Origin of the sequence: Nostoc sp. ATCC 53789, from assembly GCF_009873495.1 — a bacterium.
In the GTDB taxonomy this organism is placed as follows: Bacteria; Cyanobacteriota; Cyanobacteriia; order Cyanobacteriales; family Nostocaceae; genus Nostoc; species Nostoc muscorum_A.
This window is the reverse complement of record NZ_CP046703.1, coordinates 2,290,216-2,307,064: the sequence shown is the minus strand read 5'-3', so window position 1 is coordinate 2,307,064 and position 16,849 is coordinate 2,290,216. Positions and strand designations below refer to the sequence as shown.

Genomic DNA, 16,849 nt, shown 5'->3' with positions numbered 1-16,849 from the left:
CGCGATTAATCGCGTCTGTACAGGAGTCAGTGTATTCTGACTCCTGTCTCCCTTGATTAGAGAAGACTGCAAACTAAATGCGTCTCATAACAGTACCTAGATTTAAAGATGCTGTGCTAAGGTCTTATTCAAGGTGGTTTTTGGAACTGCCCCTACGACAGTATCGACCTGCCGACCTCCCTTAAAAACCATCAGCGTCGGAATGCTGCGAATTCCATAATGGCTGGCGACAGTAGGATTCTGATCTGTGTTCAGCTTCACAAATTTCACCTGTCCTTCGTATTCCGCAGCAACTTCATCGACTACTGGGCCTACCATCCGGCAAGGGCCGCACCACGGGGCCCAAAAGTCTACTAAGACCGGAATCTCACTTTCCAAGACTTCTTGCTTGAATGTGGCTTCTGTGACATTTGTAATGGATGACATAAATTGCCTTCCTAGTTAATTCTATAATTCGATAATATCGAATAATAAAAATATATGCCACTTGATGAGATAATGCAACTATGAGATTTCTTTATCATCCAGATAGAAAAAATATTTCTTTACCGGGAGTACTGTATGCATTGGGCGATCCAGTGCGGCTAGAGATTGTGCGGCTGTTGGCGACAGAGGGGGAACAATGCTGTGCCAAGTTTGATTTTGCGATCGCAAAGTCTACAATGTCCAATCATTTTAAGATTTTGCGTGAGTCTGGGATAGTCTTTACACGTAAAGAAGGGACACATCACATCAACATACTGCGGCGTGAAGATTTAGAGATGCTATTTCCAGGGTTGCTGGATGCAGTATTGAAAGCGGCTCAACCATTGCCTGTTAGTCCTGCGAGTGATAAACAAACAGCTTCAAGGATTTAGGATTTAGGAATGGGGAATGGAGAATGGAGAATGGGGCGATCGCTAATCCTTACTCCAGCGCAATAGCATTGGATGCAGAGGTTTGAAAGCTACAATTATGATATAGTCACATATTCTTAAGAGTGCAAAATAGCAACAAAAGCACCAATGGCAGAATTCACCATTCAAATTCCCGATGAACTAGCTCAACGTTTAGAACCTCTGCAAAATCGCTTACCCGAATTGCTTTGGCGATTACTAGACGTTGTTAATCTACCAACAAATATTCAGGCAACAGGTAATCCTGAAACTACAAATATTCCGGCAGTTTATCAAGAAGTTATTGATTTTTTAATTCAGGGGCCAAAACCAGAAGAAATTATTAATTTTAAAGTTTCATTTCAATCTCAAACACGCCTACAAGAATTACTAGAAAAAAATCGCTCTGCAACACTCAGTCAAATGGAATTAGCAGAATTAGATGTTTACGAGCAGCTAGAGCAAATGATGATTTTATTAAAAGCACGAGCTTATTCTGCAATCAGTTAACATGACTTCTAATTCGATTTCTGTGGAACTCCGTAGGTTAGTTATCCAGAGGGCTTCAGCACGCTGTGAATATTGCCGAATCCATCAAAACTTTTCTATTTATACCCATGAAGTAGACCATATTATTGCCGTCAAACATGGGGGTGAAACTACTGCTGAGAATTTAGCACTTTCATGTTTATCTTGTAACCGTCATAAAGGCTCTGATTTCGCTACTATAGACCAACGTACTCAAGAAATTGTCCCATTGTTTAATCCGCGTCGCCTGGTTTGGGATGAACATTTTTATCTTGAAAATGCCAGGATAGAAGGAAAAACTCAGATTGGTCAAGGGACTGCAAGGTTACTTCAATTTAATCTTCCCAATCGGGTTCTTTCTCGACAAGTGTTGATAAGTCAAGGACAATACCCGTAGATATAAGATTAAGTCCAATTATGCTCCCAGAGCAATAGGGAATTTAGTAAACTTAAGAAATTTTAAGGGCTGGGATAAACTCTTCCTTTCCAAGCGCCTCCGCGCCCTTGCCAGTGACGTAGCGCTGAGTCTAGAGTCATCAGCGTATAGAGAAACGCGATCGCAGGCAAGCTCAAAGCGAACCAAGGAGAACATTTATAAAAGCGGATTGTCGGGTAGTAAGCGAAAGTCATCAACAGCCATCCTAATAAACCCGTAAGTGCGATCGCCCAATTGCCCCAAACTGCACCTAGAATTAGACACACAGGTGAAACTAGATAAATCAAAGGCATTCCCACCAAAGTGCCCAAGAGTAGTAATGGCGAATAATTTAGTTGAGTATAGGCAGTACGAGCAACCATATCCCAAATTGTCGCTAGCGAGTCATAAGGACGTAGGCTGCGAGTCAAGCGACTCAATCCTAACCAAATACGCCCTTGACTAGGAATTTTGTTTATTCCCCTTGTCTCCTTGTCCCCTTGTTCCCCACTCTTCTTAACAGCTTGAGCTAGGGCGCAATCGTCAATTAAAGCTTGGCGAATCACTTGAATGCCTCCAATTCGCTCTAAAGCTTCACGGGCGATCAGAATAGAACCTCCAGCTGCGGCGGCTGTGGCATTGTTTGGATTATTAACCCAGCGAAAAGGATAGAGTTTTTGGAAGAAAAAGACGAAAGCCGGAATCAAAAGTTTTTCCCAAAAGCTCTCACATCTAAGTCGCACCATTACCGAAACCAAGTCTAAATCTTCTTGAACAGCCTTCGCAACGAGTCGCCGGAGATTAGCAGGATCGTGTTCGATATCTGCGTCGGTCAGTAAAAAATAGTCAGGTGCGAATTTACTAGCACTCTTTATACCTTGCTCAACTGCCCAAAGTTTACCCGACCAACCAGCAGGCAGTGATTCGCCTGAGATAATATGCAATTGCTGGGGTTTACCTACAGCGTGTGCAACCCCTTCGGCAAAATTTGCTGTCCGGTCTGTGCTGCGATCATCTACCAAAAACACGTTGAAAGAACCAGGATAATCTTGGAGTAGGAGCGATCGCAAGCTGGTTGGTATTAACTCAGCTTCGTTACGCGCTGGAACTACGGCACAAACCGCAGGTAACGATTGTAGTTGAGTTTCTCCCGTCTCTAATTGCTGGTCTGTCCGCCAAAATTGTCCCCAAAAACACAGTAATCCTAACCAAATTGTCAATGATAACAGCGTCAATCCTAATACAATTACACCCATGACCTATTGCAAATTCTCAGTGACTCAGACACAATACTATGTCTACCAATAAAGAAAAAGATTTTTCATAGTATTGCCGTATTCATAGCTAGTGTTGAGTGTGAGGTTAGATAGGATTTGATGCAAACACAAGACAGGGTAAAAGTCAATCAAATTGCAGAAGCGATCGCAGCCAGTCAACAATATTTACTTTCGATTCAAAATCCAGCAGGCTACTGGTGGGCAGAGTTAGAATCTAATGTCACCATTACTGCTGAAACCGTCCTTTTGCATAAGATTTGGGGAACAGACGAAACTAGACCTTTGCACAAAGTTGAAGCATATCTGCGTCAAGAGCAACGACAGCATGGCGGTTGGGAACTTTATTACGGTGATGGCGGAGAACTTAGCACTTCAGTGGAAGCTTACATGGCGCTAAGACTGCTAGGTGTACCAGCAAGCGATCCGGCGATGATTCGGGCAAAAGCTTTTATTCTCCAACGGGGTGGTATCAGCAAAACTCGGATTTTTACCAAGTTGCACTTAGCCTTGATTGGCTGCTACAACTGGCGCGGTATCCCCTCGCTACCACCTTGGATAATGCTGTTGCCAAAAGCTTTCCCTGTCAATATCTACGAAATGTCTAGCTGGGCACGTTCCAGTACAGTACCATTGCTGATTGTATGCGATCGCAAACCTGTTTTTATCACTGACCCAACTATCAACCTAGATGAGCTATACGCTGAAGGTGTTGATCAAGTCCGGTGGGAATTGCCCCAAAGTGGCGATTGGACAGATTTATTCCTCACCCTCGATCAAGGATTCAAGTGGGCAGAAAGCCTGAATTTAGTCCCCTTCCGTGAAGAAGGCATCAAAGCAGCCGAAAAATGGATTTTAGAACGGCAAGAAGCTACAGGCGACTGGGGCGGCATTATTCCGGCGATGTTGAATTCAATGCTAGCTTTGCGGTGTCTGGACTATGACCGCAGTGATCCGATTGTAGAACGAGGTTTGCAAGCAATTGATAACTTTGCCATTGAAACAGAAAATAGTTATAGAGTCCAGCCCTGTGTTTCACCGGTTTGGGATACAGCTTGGGCGATACGTGCCTTAGTAGAATCCGGCTTTGCACCAGATCATCCCGCCGTGGTAAAGGCTGGCGAATGGTTGTTGCAAAAACAAATTTTAGATTATGGAGATTGGGCTGTAAAAAATCGCCAAGGAAAACCAGGGGCTTGGGCTTTTGAGTTTGATAATCGGTTTTATCCCGATGTAGACGACTCGGCGGTGGTGGTGATGGCTTTACATTTGGCGAAACTCCCCAATGAAAAAATTAAGCAGGCTGCGATCGCACGGGCGGTAAACTGGATTGCATCTATGCAATGTAAACCAGGCGGGTGGGCTGCTTTTGATTTGGACAACGATCAAGATTGGCTTAACTCCATCCCTTATGGCGACTTGAAAGCGATGATCGATCCAAACACCGCAGATGTTACGGCTAGAGTCGTAGAAATGCTTGGTGCTTGTGATTTGTCAATTGATAGTGATAATTTGGAGCGATCGCTAACTTATCTTCTGCGCGAACAAGAAACCGAAGGCTGTTGGTTTGGTCGTTGGGGTGTAAATTATATTTACGGCACCAGTGGCGTTTTGTCAGCCTTGGCGTTAATTGATCCTCAAAGGCATAAACTCAGTATAGAACGGGGAGCAGCTTGGTTAGTGGGATGCCAAAACCCAGATGGAGGTTGGGGTGAAACTTGCCGCAGCTATGATGAACCCAGTCTCAAAGGAAAAGGAAATAGTACTGCATCTCAAACTGCTTGGGCTTTAATTGGCCTCTTGGCAGCAGGTGAAGCAACTGGTAAATTAGCTCTTGAAGCTATTGAGCAAGGAATTGGCTATTTAGTTGCAACTCAAAAATCTGATGGTACTTGGTTTGAGGCAGACTTTACAGGAACTGGATTCCCTTGCCATTTCTATCTCAAATATCATCTGTATCAACAATACTTTCCTTTAATCGCGCTAGGTCGCTATCAAGCAGTGATGGGTTCGATGAATCTCTCCCTGTCTTGAACTAAAGTTCAAATCTGTCCCTCTCCGAATCGGAAAGGGACAGATTTTACTACACAAAACCTGTCTTTGACCCGTCAAACTATAGTACCCGCTTGAAGAAAGTCACTAAATCCTCAATGTTTGGTGTGTGAAGTAAATCTACTACTTCTGTAGCTTTTTCAGAAGCTATATAGTCATCTGGGACACCGATGATTGAAGTTCCCAAGTTTTGGGCTAATTGATACCAAAAACCCAATTTATCATCAGCATTCATTGAAGCGTACTCTTCAGTAAGAATTGCTGTTTCTTCTACTTCATCTTTGTTTAGCAACTGACGCAAAGCAAACAACTGTTCCGCCTGTGGCAGCTTTTGAATTTGTGCAACTAAATTCGCAGTGTTTTCATTTGGTACATTATTGAGACAGAGCGATGGAATTTCATCAGAAATTTCAGTATAAAGTAAGGCTAAGACAGTCAAGCGATCGTCTGCATCCAAACGCTGAAATTTTGATACACTTTGTTCTAAAAAGTTGACGTTTGTAGAAGTCATAAGCACCTCAAAGTAATTAACTACTTAATTAACTCAAAATTTTTAAGTGAAAATTATAATTTTGCTTGGAACCAATTAGACTATGGCTTTACTAATCAACAGAACTAGGGAAGATTATTTAATTTTGGTAAGTCTCTTCTGTCGCTAACTATTTTCGTCAGGCAAATAGCTACAAATTTACGTATGCTTCGCTATTCTTATTACTTAAAATTGTCGAAATTTTGTTAGCAATATATCTCTTCTATTAGTCGGTGTTGTATCATAGCTTAAGTATTAAATAGCTTTGAAGACTGTTTAGCAATCGCCTCTATTTAAACCTTTAAAAGCTGATATGTATGGCTTTCGTCAATTAATATCTTTATGAGCCATAACAGCTAATGGTAAATTAGTTACATTTTTGTGTTTATCATAGATGTAATTTGGTATAAGATATGAAAAAACTCATTAAATCTCCGGTGTAAAAAATTGAATTGTCTACCTTAATATCTGTATTAATCTTAAGCTTTTAATTTTAGATAAAAAACTATAAAAAGATAGAGCATAATATAAAAAAAGCATATTTAAACCAACCAAAAGACAGATTAATTCAAATATAATTACTTTTAATATATTGAGTACAAAACAAAGGGCGTTAGGACTGTAGGGTGCAACTGACCTCATGAAATGAATGCTCACAGGGTAAGAGTTTTATTTTTACTCTGTGTTTATTTATCAAGAAAAAATGAAACCGCCAGTATCAAAATTTAAATTTATATTAAGCGACTGGCGGATATAAAAAACTTTAAGAAGAGAGGTATAGATAGATGCTTATACAGGACTTTGCAAGTAAATAAACTTGCTATAACAACCATCTTATCCTCATTTAGAGGCTAAATAGATAACCTCAAGCAGCCTAAAAAATTAAAAACTACTAAATTTCAGCACCTGCTTTTGCTTCAGCACCCATTGGCGACACATAATCACGGAAAAGAGTGATCTGTTGCTCAAAGCCTAATCCTTGAATTCTACCAAACAACGCTTTAGATTCTGAGGGTAGTTGATAATCAGACGGTACAGGAATGATAGTACCATTGTCCATACCTTGAGACAATCGATACCAAAAAAGTAACTTAGTGGTATCACCCAAAGAACCATATTCACGAGAAATTTGGGTATCTACTTTATTAATCAAGTCACGCTGAACTTGTAATTGTTGTTCGTGAGATAATTCCTTAACTTGATTAAACAAACCTTCCGCGATTTCTGGAGAAACAGTACTGGCCCCAGGAGCAGCTGGTGTAATTGAGCCACCCATTTCTTTGTAAATGAACCAAAACAAAGCCAGTTGTTGATCCACATCCAACTTTTGCCAAGCCTGAACATGTTCCCGAATAGTTGGATCGCTAGTTTGTGTGTATGTCATTATGAACTCCAATTGCAATTTATCAGTGCTATTAGTAAAGGTATCAAATGTACATTTAACGTTTTACCCTACTGAAGACATAGGTATTAAAATCAGAAAGAAGAATAATTATAAACAAAACATAAATCGGGGAAAGTATAGTCTCACTTTAGAAAGAAGAATTAAACTTAGATGCAAATGCAATATAAGAAGGAGTCAGAAGACAGAATGGGCTTCGCCCCGCTACGCTAACAGAATTAAGAATACCCCAGCAGTCAAGTCAGGGGTTTCAGCAAGGAAAGAATTTTTTCTTCTCCACGATAGCGACGCGGAAAGCGAGTCTTGCCTACGGCACGCTCCGCGAGCGAGCGTCTTAAAATCGGGGGTTTTAAACCTCGATTCTTCATCCGGTCGCACAGAATCGATTCTGGATTCTGGCTCCTGAATTCTGAATTCTTCTTCGATAAAACTCATATTTTATTTCTGAAAACATTTAATCAAACTCAAATAAATTTCTTGCCTATTGCCTCATAAGCAAATAATTATGTCTACGCCACATTGCACGAACATAAATCAAAGCGGATTGCTATATCAAAAGCTAAAATAATGCTTAGGAAAGGCAAAGTAAAAACTTGGCAATTTCAATGCTGCCAAATTGAGAGATTTTCGAGATATATTTCGATAGATAGATGATTAGTTTTGTTGTGACAGTGCTTAGAAAAGCACTGTCCAATTTAGCCACATCAAATTTGTGAATTCACTGTATAAATACGGCTTCTGCTTTTATTAAGCTTATTCTCCCCGCTCTTGATAATCTTCAGAAGACTTTGGATCTAACTCCCAGCGATCGCCATCACGATCCTCTAAAATATCATTGGTATGTAGAAACTCAGAATCAGCCATTTCTAGCCCTACTGCGGCTTCTAGCTCCTCAGTTACATTTTTATCGGGAGTTGCAGTACTACCACCAACAGCTTCATCCCCAACTGCATCTGCATCTTGCCAATAAGCATCAACATCCCCACCAGTGAGTTCAGGACTAGTTTCTGTATACTCACGTCTTTCTTCTCTGATTGAGCTACCACCAATATTGTATCCTGGCAACTCTTTCACACCAGTACCATAGGATTCGGTAATTTCCTGTGGCAAATCATTGGTTTGAATTTCGTCATTATGATTTTTTTCTGCCATGATACTAGCCTTTTTTCTGCATTCTCACAATAACGTTTTCCTGTCACGAAGTTATCTTACTAGAGATGTATAGCTTTAGAAATAAAAGAATCTATCCCCTTAGTACGAAGCTAAACTAGCGATCGCACCATACCATTGGAATTATGAAATCATGGTCAAGCAACTTGTAGTTGAAGTTTTTAGCTATGAGTGAGAATTTGTCAAACCGAAATAATTCAGTAGCCCAGTTTTCACTCATAACTATTTTTTTATTAATAGGAAAAATCAGAAGTTGCTCCATTTTAATTTTAGACTAATGCTTTTAACTACCTGAATGCTAAATAACAAAACATTCAAGAATTTTGGGAAGCGGAGGTAGACAGTGGAATACAACGAGTTCATTACACATGTACAAAGCCTTGCTCAATCAGATTCTCGTGAAGAAGCAGAACGTGCCACCCGTGCCACACTAGAAACTCTAAAAGAACGCATAGCAAGTGATGAAGCAGAAGAACTAGCTACAAATTTGCCTCAACAGCTAGGCAATTATTTGCGAGTTAGAGAAGGAGATAGTAGTCAATCCTTTAACTTGCAGGAATTTATCACTCGTGCAAGCCAAAAAGAAAACATTGAACCAACGACTGCTGCAATTCATGTTCGGGCTGTATTTGCTGTATTGCAAAATGCTATTAGCCCCGAAAAATTTGCTGCACTTCACGCCTATTTCTCTCACGATTATGAAGAGCTATTTGGTATTTCATCAACAGATGAAGTAACTGCATAAGAGGCAATAAAAAAATCAAGTTCACAATTCAGGATTTTTAACTTTCCTAATTGATGAAAGTTAAATGCTAGAAATAAACAGGTACTAACATCTATGACTGACCATAACAATCATTCCGGGAAGAAAAAAGTTGCCATCCTTATTGAACAGGCAGTAGAGGATGCAGAATTTACAGTTCCTTATAATGGACTAAAACAAGCTGGAATAGAGGTAGTAGTCCTTGGTTCCAGAATGAATGAAAAATATAAGGGTAAACGCGGCAAACTTAGTATCCAAGCTGATGGTACTACAACAGAAGCGATCGCAGCCCAATACGACGCGGTGATAATTCCTGGTGGGATGGCTCCCGACAGAATGCGGCGCAACACCAACACAGTAAGCTTTGTCCAAGAAGCTATACAACAAGGAAAACTAGTCGCTGCGGTTTGTCATGGCCCACAAGTTTTAATTGAAGGCGACTTGCTCAAAGGTAAACAAGCCACTGGTTTTATCGCTATTGCCAAGGATATGATTAACGCTGGCGCAAAATATCTAGATGAGCCGGTGGTAGTTGACGGGAATTTGATTACATCTCGTGAACCTGGAGACTTGCCGATTTTTACCACAGCTATTTTGAGCCGTTTGGGTTATGGTGGCAAAGATGCTGCATTACCAAATGAGAAAGACACAAGTGCTGAATGGTGGAAGCTAGCTGATGCTTGGGGTGGCTCAACTAAAGGTGATATTACCAGAGGTTTAAATAATGCTCTCGCTGGTGAGCGTTATTCGCTAGAAGCATTTGAAAAATATTTAGAAAAAGAATCAGATAGGGAAGTCAATTCAGTATTTCAAGAAATAATTGCAAATAAACAGCGCCATATTCAAAAGTTAGAAACCTATATTCATCACTTGGGCGAAAAACCCTCTTTAGGAGCAAATATTGCTAATCAGTATGCCAAGGTAAAAACTGCCTTTACAGGAAGTGATGACATATATCAGTTACGTTCTGCTTTAGGTGATGTGCAAACTGGTATCGGCGATATTGGTAATTTGTCGGCGATGTTCACTGACCCAGTAGCAACTGCTATTTTCAAAGAAATTTATCACGATTTATTGAAATACGAACAGCGATTAGTAGAACTGTATCGGGCGCGGATAGGTAGTCAGATTCAGGCTCCTAAGCCGACTACAGGCGCGGCAGTGTCAATGTAAGTTTTTTGAACTTAGACGGCTATCGCAGAGGCGCAAATAACACAGAGATAGAAAGAAGAGGATATTTGCGCCTCTATGGATAATTACTGTGATGGAGATATAAAAAAGTGACTTCAACATCAGGTGAGAAATTAAGTACCAGCCAGACTGAAGCTAGTGAAGTGGAGCGTTGGGCATCTCTGATTGGTGGCGGTGCTATGGTGCTGATGGGTTTAAGGCAAGGTTCTTTGCGGGGAGCGCTGACGGCTTTAGCAGGTGGTGGTTTGATTTATCAAGGTGCAACCAAACAAAGCACAATCCAGAAAGCACAGGAAGCAATAGGGATAAACCAACCTATCAAAGTTGAAAAGACGGTAACAATTAACAAATCGGCAGAAGAATTGTATCGTTTTTGGCACGACTTTGAGAATTTGCCCACATTTATGAAGCATCTCAAATCTGTCAAGGTGCATAACGAAAAACGTTCTCATTGGATAGCCAATGCACCCTTGGATAATACCGTAGAATGGGATGCAGATATTCTGGAAGATCGGGAAAATGAATTTATTTCTTGGGCTTCTGTAGAAGGTGCAGACGTTGATAATTCTGGTTTTGTTCGCTTCAAAAAAGCACCAGGCGATCGCGGCACAGAAGTTAAGGTTGTTTTGGAATATAATCCACCCGGTGGAGCATTGGGAGCTACCGTAGCTAAACTTTTTGGTGAAGAACCAGAACAACAAATTGGTGATGAATTGCGCCGCTTCAAGATGCTAATGGAAACAGGCGAAATCGCCACCACCGAAGGTCAACCTTCTGGACGCAAGTAGTTAGTTGTCATTTGTCATTGATTTTGCCTAAGCGAATCACTAATGATTAAGGACTATGAAAAGTCTGCTGAAACGGTGGTAATGATGTGGGGCTAGAGACGTGATTAGTGCCTACATAATGGGAGGTGAAAAAGCAATCGCTTTCCCTAACGCCTGAAAATGATGGCGAAAAAGTTTGCCAACTAAAAAGTTAATACTGGCAAAGCGTTGAAAGAGATGACTGGTGGTCGTGATCTTAGAATAAACACCCTACGTCCATCATATTTTTCAACAAAAAAAGGATAACTACATCAAAGTTATTCTTAAAGCTGAATGCTGAATAGTTATTCAGTATTTTGAATTATCCACCTAACATAATGCAATTGAGGTTTTTTATGAGTCGAGTAATTTCAGCGCTAAGAAATATTCGTATTTCCCAAATTTTTGTAGTTTTTTTGGTAGGATTTATGTTTTTATTGGGTCAGGCTTTTAGCTACGTTAATGTAGCACAAGCTGATACTGTTAAAACTCCAGAGGGTATTTATTACAAAGGAACACCCGATGAAGGTGAAATTAGAAATGATACCCAATCAAGAAACGATACCCAAATAAGAAACGCTCAAAATCCGTTAAAAAGCGCTGCTGATAATATCCGGGAAAAGTTAAACTTGGATGAAGAAACTCCTAGAGCCACAAAAGAGTTTTTTGATCCTGCAAAAAACCAAGCCGGAGATAAAGAAGGTTATTACCAAAATCCTGCTAGCAAACAACTAAGAGATAGAAGCTAGATTGGTAACAAACTTTGAGTCTAATTGTTTGACTCATATATTGTCGAATAAGCTTTGATCTATTACCGAGACGCGATGATTATCGCGTCTCCCAATAGGTTAATTCGAGTATTTTTATCTTGAAATTAACGAGACAGAAATCATCACTAAGGACTAAATAATTATGAAGGCAGTTTGCTGGCATGGAGTAAACGATGTGCGGGTGGAAACAGTTCCCGACCCCAAAATTCTCAACCCACGCGATGCCATTATTAAAATTACATCTACGGCAATTTGTGGTTCTGATTTGCATCTTTACAACGGCTACATCCCCACAATGGAAAAGGGCGATATCCTTGGTCATGAATTCATGGGGGAAGTTGTAGAACTTGGAAGTGCAGTTAAAAATGTGAACATAGGCGATCGCGTGGTTGTTCCTTTCACCATCTCCTGCGGTAACTGCTTTTTTTGCAATCGAGATTTATCGTCACTATGCGACAACTCTAACCCCAACGCTTGGATGGTAGAAAAGCAAATGGGGCATTCACCATCAGGTCTATTTGGCTACTCTCATTTATTCGGCGGTTATGCAGGTGGTCAAGCAGAGTATGCACGAGTGCCATTTGCAGACGTGGGTTTGTTTAAAATTCCTGATGGTTTGACGGATGAGCAAGTGCTATTTTTAACAGATATATTCCCTACTGGGTATATGGCTGCTGAAAACTGCAACATTCAACCCGGTGATATTGTCGCTGTTTGGGGTTGTGGCCCAGTCGGACAATTTGCTATTCAAAGCGCATATCTTCTTGGTGCAGAGCGTGTTATTGCCATTGACCGCGTTCCCGAACGCCTACAAATGGCTAAAGAATACGGTAAAGCTGAAATCCTTAACTACGAAGAAGTGGATGTTGGCGAAGCACTCAATGAAATGACTGGGGGTCGTGGCCCTGATGCTTGCATTGATGCAGTGGGAATGGAAGCACACGGTACAGATTTCATGGCGTTATACGACCAAGTAAAGCAAGCAGTACGTCTAGAAACAGACCGTCCAACGGCATTACGGCAAGTAATTGTGTCTTGTCGTAAGGGTGGTCATGTATCAATTCCAGGGGTTTATGGTGGCTTTGTAGATAAAGTGCCGTTGGGCGCTGCCATGAATAAGGGTCTAACTTTAAAAATGGGACAAACCCATGTCCATAAGTATTTACGACCCTTGCTAGAACACGTTCAAAATGGTGAAATCGATCCAACCTTTGTCATTACCCACCGATTACCTCTAGAACAAGCGCCCCACGGCTACGAAATTTTTAAAGACAAGAAAGATAACTGCATCAAAGTTGTACTCAAACCTTAGTAGGGGATGGGGAATTGGGAATTGGGAATTTGGAATGGGGAATTGGGAATGGGGGACAAGGGGACAAGGGGACAAGAGGACAAGAGGTGAGAACTTGAAACAAGTCTTTCCCCTTGTCCCCAATTCTCCTTGTCCCCAAGTCCTCTTCCCAATGCCCAATGCCCAAAGTTAAAAATATAAAGAGGCAAAAAATATGTCTGATACAACCGTTATCAAAGTAGACTCTAGTCATTCGCCTAAAGGTCAACTTGGTCAGAAATATCTTGCATCTGGCAAAAGCATTTCTATGCGCCTGTGGGAGAATGAGCAACCGAACGAACCTAAAGAGCCAACAGCACGGGAATATGAAACTGTTGGTTATGTAATCACTGGCCGTGCAGAATTGCATATTGAAGGGCAAACAATTTTACTAGAGCCTGGAAGTTCTTGGGTTGTACCCAAAGGAGCCAGCCATACTTACAAAATCCTAGAAGCATTTACTGCTGTTGAGGCAACCAGTCCACCCGCTCAAGTTCACGGGCGAGACGAAAACTGATTTGCAGTTATCTGAAGTTTTGCGTTAGCGAAGCTCACCGTTCGCGTAGCGTCTCGTAGAGAAGGTATCGCTAAAAACTTATAGCTGCTTTCGATTGCATAGAATATGGCGCAATACAGTTCAGTTAAGCATCTCTTTCTTCTCTCTGCGTTCTCTGCGCCTTCTCTACGAGACGCTGCGCGTTGGCGGAAGGCTCTCGTAGAGAAGGCGGTTCGTTATTCATACTTTAATTCAGCAACGCCTAGAATATAAAGCCTTCGTAGGAGAACAACACTTTTGTTCCCCTTTTTACTTTGACTCGCTATGTAGCCTAGTACAGCGATACAGTCAACTATTGCCTTTTACTTGTACCTTTCTCGAAACAAGCCAGGGCTTTCTGAAATCCATTCCTAGACAAAACTATAAATAAAAAATTTCAATAACTTGCAAGCATTACCCGAAATCTTACGCGGCGTGAAGGTTGCCGATCTGGTTGTAGTCTTGGGTAGTATCGATATTATCATGGGATCAGTAGAACAGTAGTATAGCAAATGCGTAGGCGTAGCCAGCCGTAGACATCGCCAAAGTAACAAATGGGTTCGCCGAAGTAACAAATGCGTTCGCCAAATCAACAAATGCGATCGCCGAATTAACAAATGCGTTCGCAAAAGTAGCAAATGCGTTCGCAAAAGTAGCAAATGCGTTCGCAAAAGTAGCAAATGTGTTCGCAAAAGTAGCAAATGCGATCGCAAAAGTAGCAAATGCGTTCGCAAAAGTAGCAAATGCGATCGCAAAAGTAACAAATGTGATCGCCTTTGACTAATTTCTCAATAAACCTGATGCCCTGCGGAATATATGCTGTAATCAATCACCAGCATTTCCTATTGCATTAATCGCAGCCTCTAATGCGATCGCTACATGAGTCCAATGAGTCCCCCCCTGGCAATAAACCACATAAGGTTCACGCAAAGGCCCATCTGCTGATAACTCCAAAGTACTCCCTTCAATAAATGTCCCCCCAGCCATCACGACCTTGCTCTCATACCCCGGCATTTCATCTGGAATAGGATCTAAGTAAGAACCGATGGGAGAATGCTGTTGTATAGCTTTACAGAAAGCAATTAGCTTTTCGGCAGAACCAAGTTTAATCGCCTGAATCACATCACCACGAGGAGCGAGGGGGGCGGGATTCACTGGATAACCTAGTTTGTCAAATACATAACCAGTCAGATAAGTCCCTTTCATCGCCTCTCCGACCATTTGCGGCGCTAGAAATAAGCCTTGGAATAACAAGCGATTTTGGTCAAAAGTAGCACCGCCATAACTACCGATACCGGGAGCAGTGAGGCGACAGGCGGATGCTTCCACTAAATCGGCACGACCGGCGACATAACCGCCAGCGCTGACAATTGTGCCACCAGGATTTTTAATCAGTGACCCCGCCATTAAATCAGCACCTACGGCTGTAGGTTCCTTTGTTTCAATAAATTCGCCGTAGCAGTTATCCACAAAGCAAACAGTGTTCGGATTCTGTTGTTTGACTAAGTGGACAATTTTTTCAATATCAGCAATTGATAAACTAGGTCGCCAAGAATAGCCACATGAGCGCTGAATTAACACTAAACGAGTGTTTTCAGTCACATTAGTACTTAAAGCTTGCCAATCTATAGTTCCTTCGGGGGTTAGCTCCAATTGGCGGTAATTTATGCCAAACTCGATAAGGGAGCCTTGACCTTTACCTCGTAAACCAATGACTTCTTCAAGCGTATCGTAGGGAGAACCGACCACTGCTAACATTTCATCTCCAGGACGGAGAACACCAAACAAAGCACAGGCGATCGCATGAGTTCCCGAAACGAACTGCACCCGCACGGCCGCAGCTTCAGCACCCATAACTTCGGCAAAAACTTTATCTAAAGTTTCTCGTCCTAAATCATCGTGACCATAACCACTTACACCAGCAAAGTGGTGTGCGCCCACACGGTGATTACGAAAAGCATCCAGCACTCGTTTTAGATTATGCTTGACCTGAGTGTCAATTCCAGAAAAAATTTCTAATAGTGCCTGTTCTGCTTGCCGCAGCTGTTCTAAGCTGTTCATCAGTTCCTCGTTCAAAAAAAATTAAATTATAGATATGCGGATTTTAAGATCGCACATACTAGGCGGGAAAATTCAAATTCAGGTTATCGCATGACAATTGCTACCTCAACCAAACCTAAAATTAACTGGGTTAATACCCTGTTTTTCATTGGACTGCACATCGGCGCTTTATTTGCTTTTGTTCCTGGTAACTTTAGCTGGACAGCAGTTGGTGTGGGTTTCTTGCTGTACTGGGTGACTGGCGGTTTAGGCGTTACTCTAGGATTTCACCGCCTTGTGACCCACCGCAGTTTTCAAACTCCCAAGTGGCTAGAGTATCTCCTGGTTTTTTTCGGGACACTCTCCTGTCAAGGAGGCCCAATTGAGTGGATCGGGACACATCGAATTCATCATTTAAACTCTGATACTGACACCGATCCCCATGATTCTAATAAAGGCTTCTGGTGGAGCCACATGGGTTGGCTGACTCATTATTGTCCAGCTCACGCTGATGTTCCTCGCTTCACCAAAGATATTGCAGAAGACCCAGTTTATCAGTTTTTAGAAAAATATTTCATTTTGATTCAGGTTGCTCTAGGTGTATTACTTTTGCTCCTAGGTGGCTGGCCTTTCGTTATCTGGGGAATTTTTGTTCGCATTGTCTGGGTTTATCACTGCACTTGGTTGGTGAACAGCGCTACTCATAAGTTTGGCTATCAGAGCTATGATTCTGGTGATAAATCGACTAATTGCTGGTGGGTAGCCGTACTAGTTTTCGGTGAAGGCTGGCATAATAACCATCATGCCTTTCAATACTCAGCTCGTCATGGGCTGGAATGGTGGGAAATCGATTTAACCTGGATGACTGTTCAATTGCTACAGGCGGTTGGTCTGGCTACTAATGTAAAGTTGGCCCCAGCAAAAAGTAGTTAGGAGTAGAGACGCGATTAATCGCGTCTCTACAGGAGTTAGGAATTACGTTCAATGTGAATCAGGCTTGAGAATTTTTATTTTGCCGTCGATTTCTCAAACCCCGATTTTGGGTAGACACAGAAATCCTGATGCCACAAGAAGCATTTCTAATTCACATTCGGTGTGAGTTGAGAATCTAAACTCCTAACTCATCACTCCTAACTACTAACTTTTCAAAAGTCTATTTACGGGTGCGC

The 16,849-nt window shown here is 41.6% G+C and carries 18 protein-coding genes and 1 pseudogene; 12 read left to right on the top strand and 7 right to left on the bottom strand.

Annotated elements, in window-relative coordinates; all coding sequences use genetic code 11:
- Window positions 1-102 precede the first annotated feature (102 nt).
- A complete protein-coding gene (gene trxA / locus GJB62_RS09425) occupies window positions 103-426 on the bottom strand; it encodes a thioredoxin (RefSeq protein WP_012412473.1) in 324 nt (107 codons plus the stop codon).
- An 80-nt stretch (window positions 427-506) separates the two neighbouring features.
- Here trxA and GJB62_RS09420 point away from each other — a divergent pair, with 80 nt between their 5' ends.
- From GJB62_RS09420 to GJB62_RS09410, 3 genes are all read left to right on the top strand, one after another.
- On the top strand, window positions 507-857 hold the full coding sequence (locus GJB62_RS09420) for a helix-turn-helix transcriptional regulator (RefSeq protein WP_114084307.1): 351 nt from the start codon (window positions 507-509) through the stop codon (window positions 855-857).
- A gap of 147 nt (window positions 858-1,004) precedes the next feature.
- The gene (locus GJB62_RS09415; protein ID WP_114084308.1) at window positions 1,005-1,385 is read left to right on the top strand and encodes a hypothetical protein; all 381 of its coding nucleotides are present in this window, start codon (window positions 1,005-1,007) and stop codon (window positions 1,383-1,385) included.
- A gap of 1 nt (window position 1,386) precedes the next feature.
- Window positions 1,387-1,800: an HNH endonuclease signature motif containing protein gene (locus GJB62_RS09410; protein WP_114084309.1), complete on the top strand. Its 414-nt coding sequence runs from the start codon at window positions 1,387-1,389 to the stop codon at window positions 1,798-1,800.
- Between the two features lie 62 nt (window positions 1,801-1,862).
- On the opposite strand, the gene GJB62_RS09405 is transcribed toward GJB62_RS09410, so the two are convergent.
- Entirely contained in the window at window positions 1,863-3,074 is a 1,212-nt protein-coding gene (locus tag GJB62_RS09405) for a glycosyltransferase (RefSeq protein ID WP_114084310.1), read from the bottom strand.
- A 120-nt stretch (window positions 3,075-3,194) separates the two neighbouring features.
- Between GJB62_RS09405 and shc the strand changes: the two genes are divergently transcribed.
- Window positions 3,195-5,126 carry a squalene--hopene cyclase gene (gene shc / locus GJB62_RS09400; protein ID WP_114084311.1) on the top strand — a complete coding sequence of 644 codons (1,932 nt, stop codon included), beginning with the start codon at window positions 3,195-3,197 and terminating at the stop codon, window positions 5,124-5,126.
- 79 nt (window positions 5,127-5,205) lie between these two features.
- Here shc and GJB62_RS09395 read toward each other — a convergent pair whose 3' ends face one another.
- The 4 genes from GJB62_RS09395 to GJB62_RS09380 all read right to left on the bottom strand — a co-directional run bounded on the left by GJB62_RS09395 (window position 5,206) and on the right by GJB62_RS09380 (window position 8,227).
- The gene (locus tag GJB62_RS09395; RefSeq protein ID WP_114084312.1) at window positions 5,206-5,655 is read right to left on the bottom strand and encodes an orange carotenoid protein N-terminal domain-containing protein; all 450 of its coding nucleotides are present in this window, start codon (window positions 5,653-5,655) and stop codon (window positions 5,206-5,208) included.
- A gap of 910 nt (window positions 5,656-6,565) precedes the next feature.
- Window positions 6,566-7,057: an orange carotenoid protein N-terminal domain-containing protein gene (locus GJB62_RS09390; RefSeq protein ID WP_114084313.1), complete on the bottom strand. Its 492-nt coding sequence runs from the start codon at window positions 7,055-7,057 to the stop codon at window positions 6,566-6,568.
- Window positions 7,058-7,279: 222 nt separating this feature from the next.
- Window positions 7,280-7,510 (bottom strand): hypothetical protein, encoded by a 231-nt coding sequence (locus GJB62_RS09385; protein WP_114084314.1) that lies wholly within the window; start codon window positions 7,508-7,510, stop codon window positions 7,280-7,282.
- Between the two features lie 318 nt (window positions 7,511-7,828).
- Window positions 7,829-8,227 (bottom strand): DUF6335 family protein, encoded by a 399-nt coding sequence (locus GJB62_RS09380; protein ID WP_114084315.1) that lies wholly within the window; start codon window positions 8,225-8,227, stop codon window positions 7,829-7,831.
- A 361-nt stretch (window positions 8,228-8,588) separates the two neighbouring features.
- Between GJB62_RS09380 and GJB62_RS09375 the strand changes: the two genes are divergently transcribed.
- The 7 genes and pseudogenes from GJB62_RS09375 to GJB62_RS09345 all read left to right on the top strand — a co-directional run.
- Complete coding sequence (locus GJB62_RS09375) at window positions 8,589-8,990, top strand: DUF2267 domain-containing protein (RefSeq protein ID WP_114084316.1); 402 nt, start codon at window positions 8,589-8,591, stop codon at window positions 8,988-8,990.
- A gap of 93 nt (window positions 8,991-9,083) precedes the next feature.
- Complete coding sequence (locus GJB62_RS09370; protein WP_114084317.1) at window positions 9,084-10,181, top strand: DJ-1/PfpI/YhbO family deglycase/protease; 1,098 nt, start codon at window positions 9,084-9,086, stop codon at window positions 10,179-10,181.
- A 107-nt stretch (window positions 10,182-10,288) separates the two neighbouring features.
- Window positions 10,289-10,987, top strand: coding sequence for an SRPBCC family protein (locus GJB62_RS09365; protein ID WP_114084318.1), 699 nt, complete (start codon window positions 10,289-10,291; stop codon window positions 10,985-10,987).
- A gap of 335 nt (window positions 10,988-11,322) precedes the next feature.
- Window positions 11,323-11,754: a hypothetical protein gene (locus GJB62_RS09360; protein WP_243458341.1), complete on the top strand. Its 432-nt coding sequence runs from the start codon at window positions 11,323-11,325 to the stop codon at window positions 11,752-11,754.
- A 163-nt stretch (window positions 11,755-11,917) separates the two neighbouring features.
- Window positions 11,918-13,087 carry a zinc-dependent alcohol dehydrogenase gene (locus GJB62_RS09355; protein ID WP_114084320.1) on the top strand — a complete coding sequence of 390 codons (1,170 nt, stop codon included), beginning with the start codon at window positions 11,918-11,920 and terminating at the stop codon, window positions 13,085-13,087.
- Window positions 13,088-13,280: 193 nt separating this feature from the next.
- Window positions 13,281-13,622, top strand: coding sequence for a cupin domain-containing protein (locus GJB62_RS09350; RefSeq protein WP_114084321.1), 342 nt, complete (start codon window positions 13,281-13,283; stop codon window positions 13,620-13,622).
- A gap of 411 nt (window positions 13,623-14,033) precedes the next feature.
- Window positions 14,034-14,144 (top strand): annotated as a pseudogene (locus GJB62_RS09345) (hypothetical protein); the annotation flags it as partial.
- Between the two features lie 321 nt (window positions 14,145-14,465).
- Here the strand turns inward: GJB62_RS09345 and GJB62_RS09340 are convergent.
- A complete protein-coding gene (locus GJB62_RS09340; protein WP_114084323.1) occupies window positions 14,466-15,701 on the bottom strand; it encodes a methionine gamma-lyase family protein in 1,236 nt (411 codons plus the stop codon).
- Window positions 15,702-15,791: 90 nt separating this feature from the next.
- Here GJB62_RS09340 and GJB62_RS09335 point away from each other — a divergent pair, with 90 nt between their 5' ends.
- Entirely contained in the window at window positions 15,792-16,613 is an 822-nt protein-coding gene (locus GJB62_RS09335) for an acyl-CoA desaturase (RefSeq protein ID WP_114084324.1), read from the top strand.
- The last annotated feature ends 236 nt before the right edge of the window (window positions 16,614-16,849 follow it).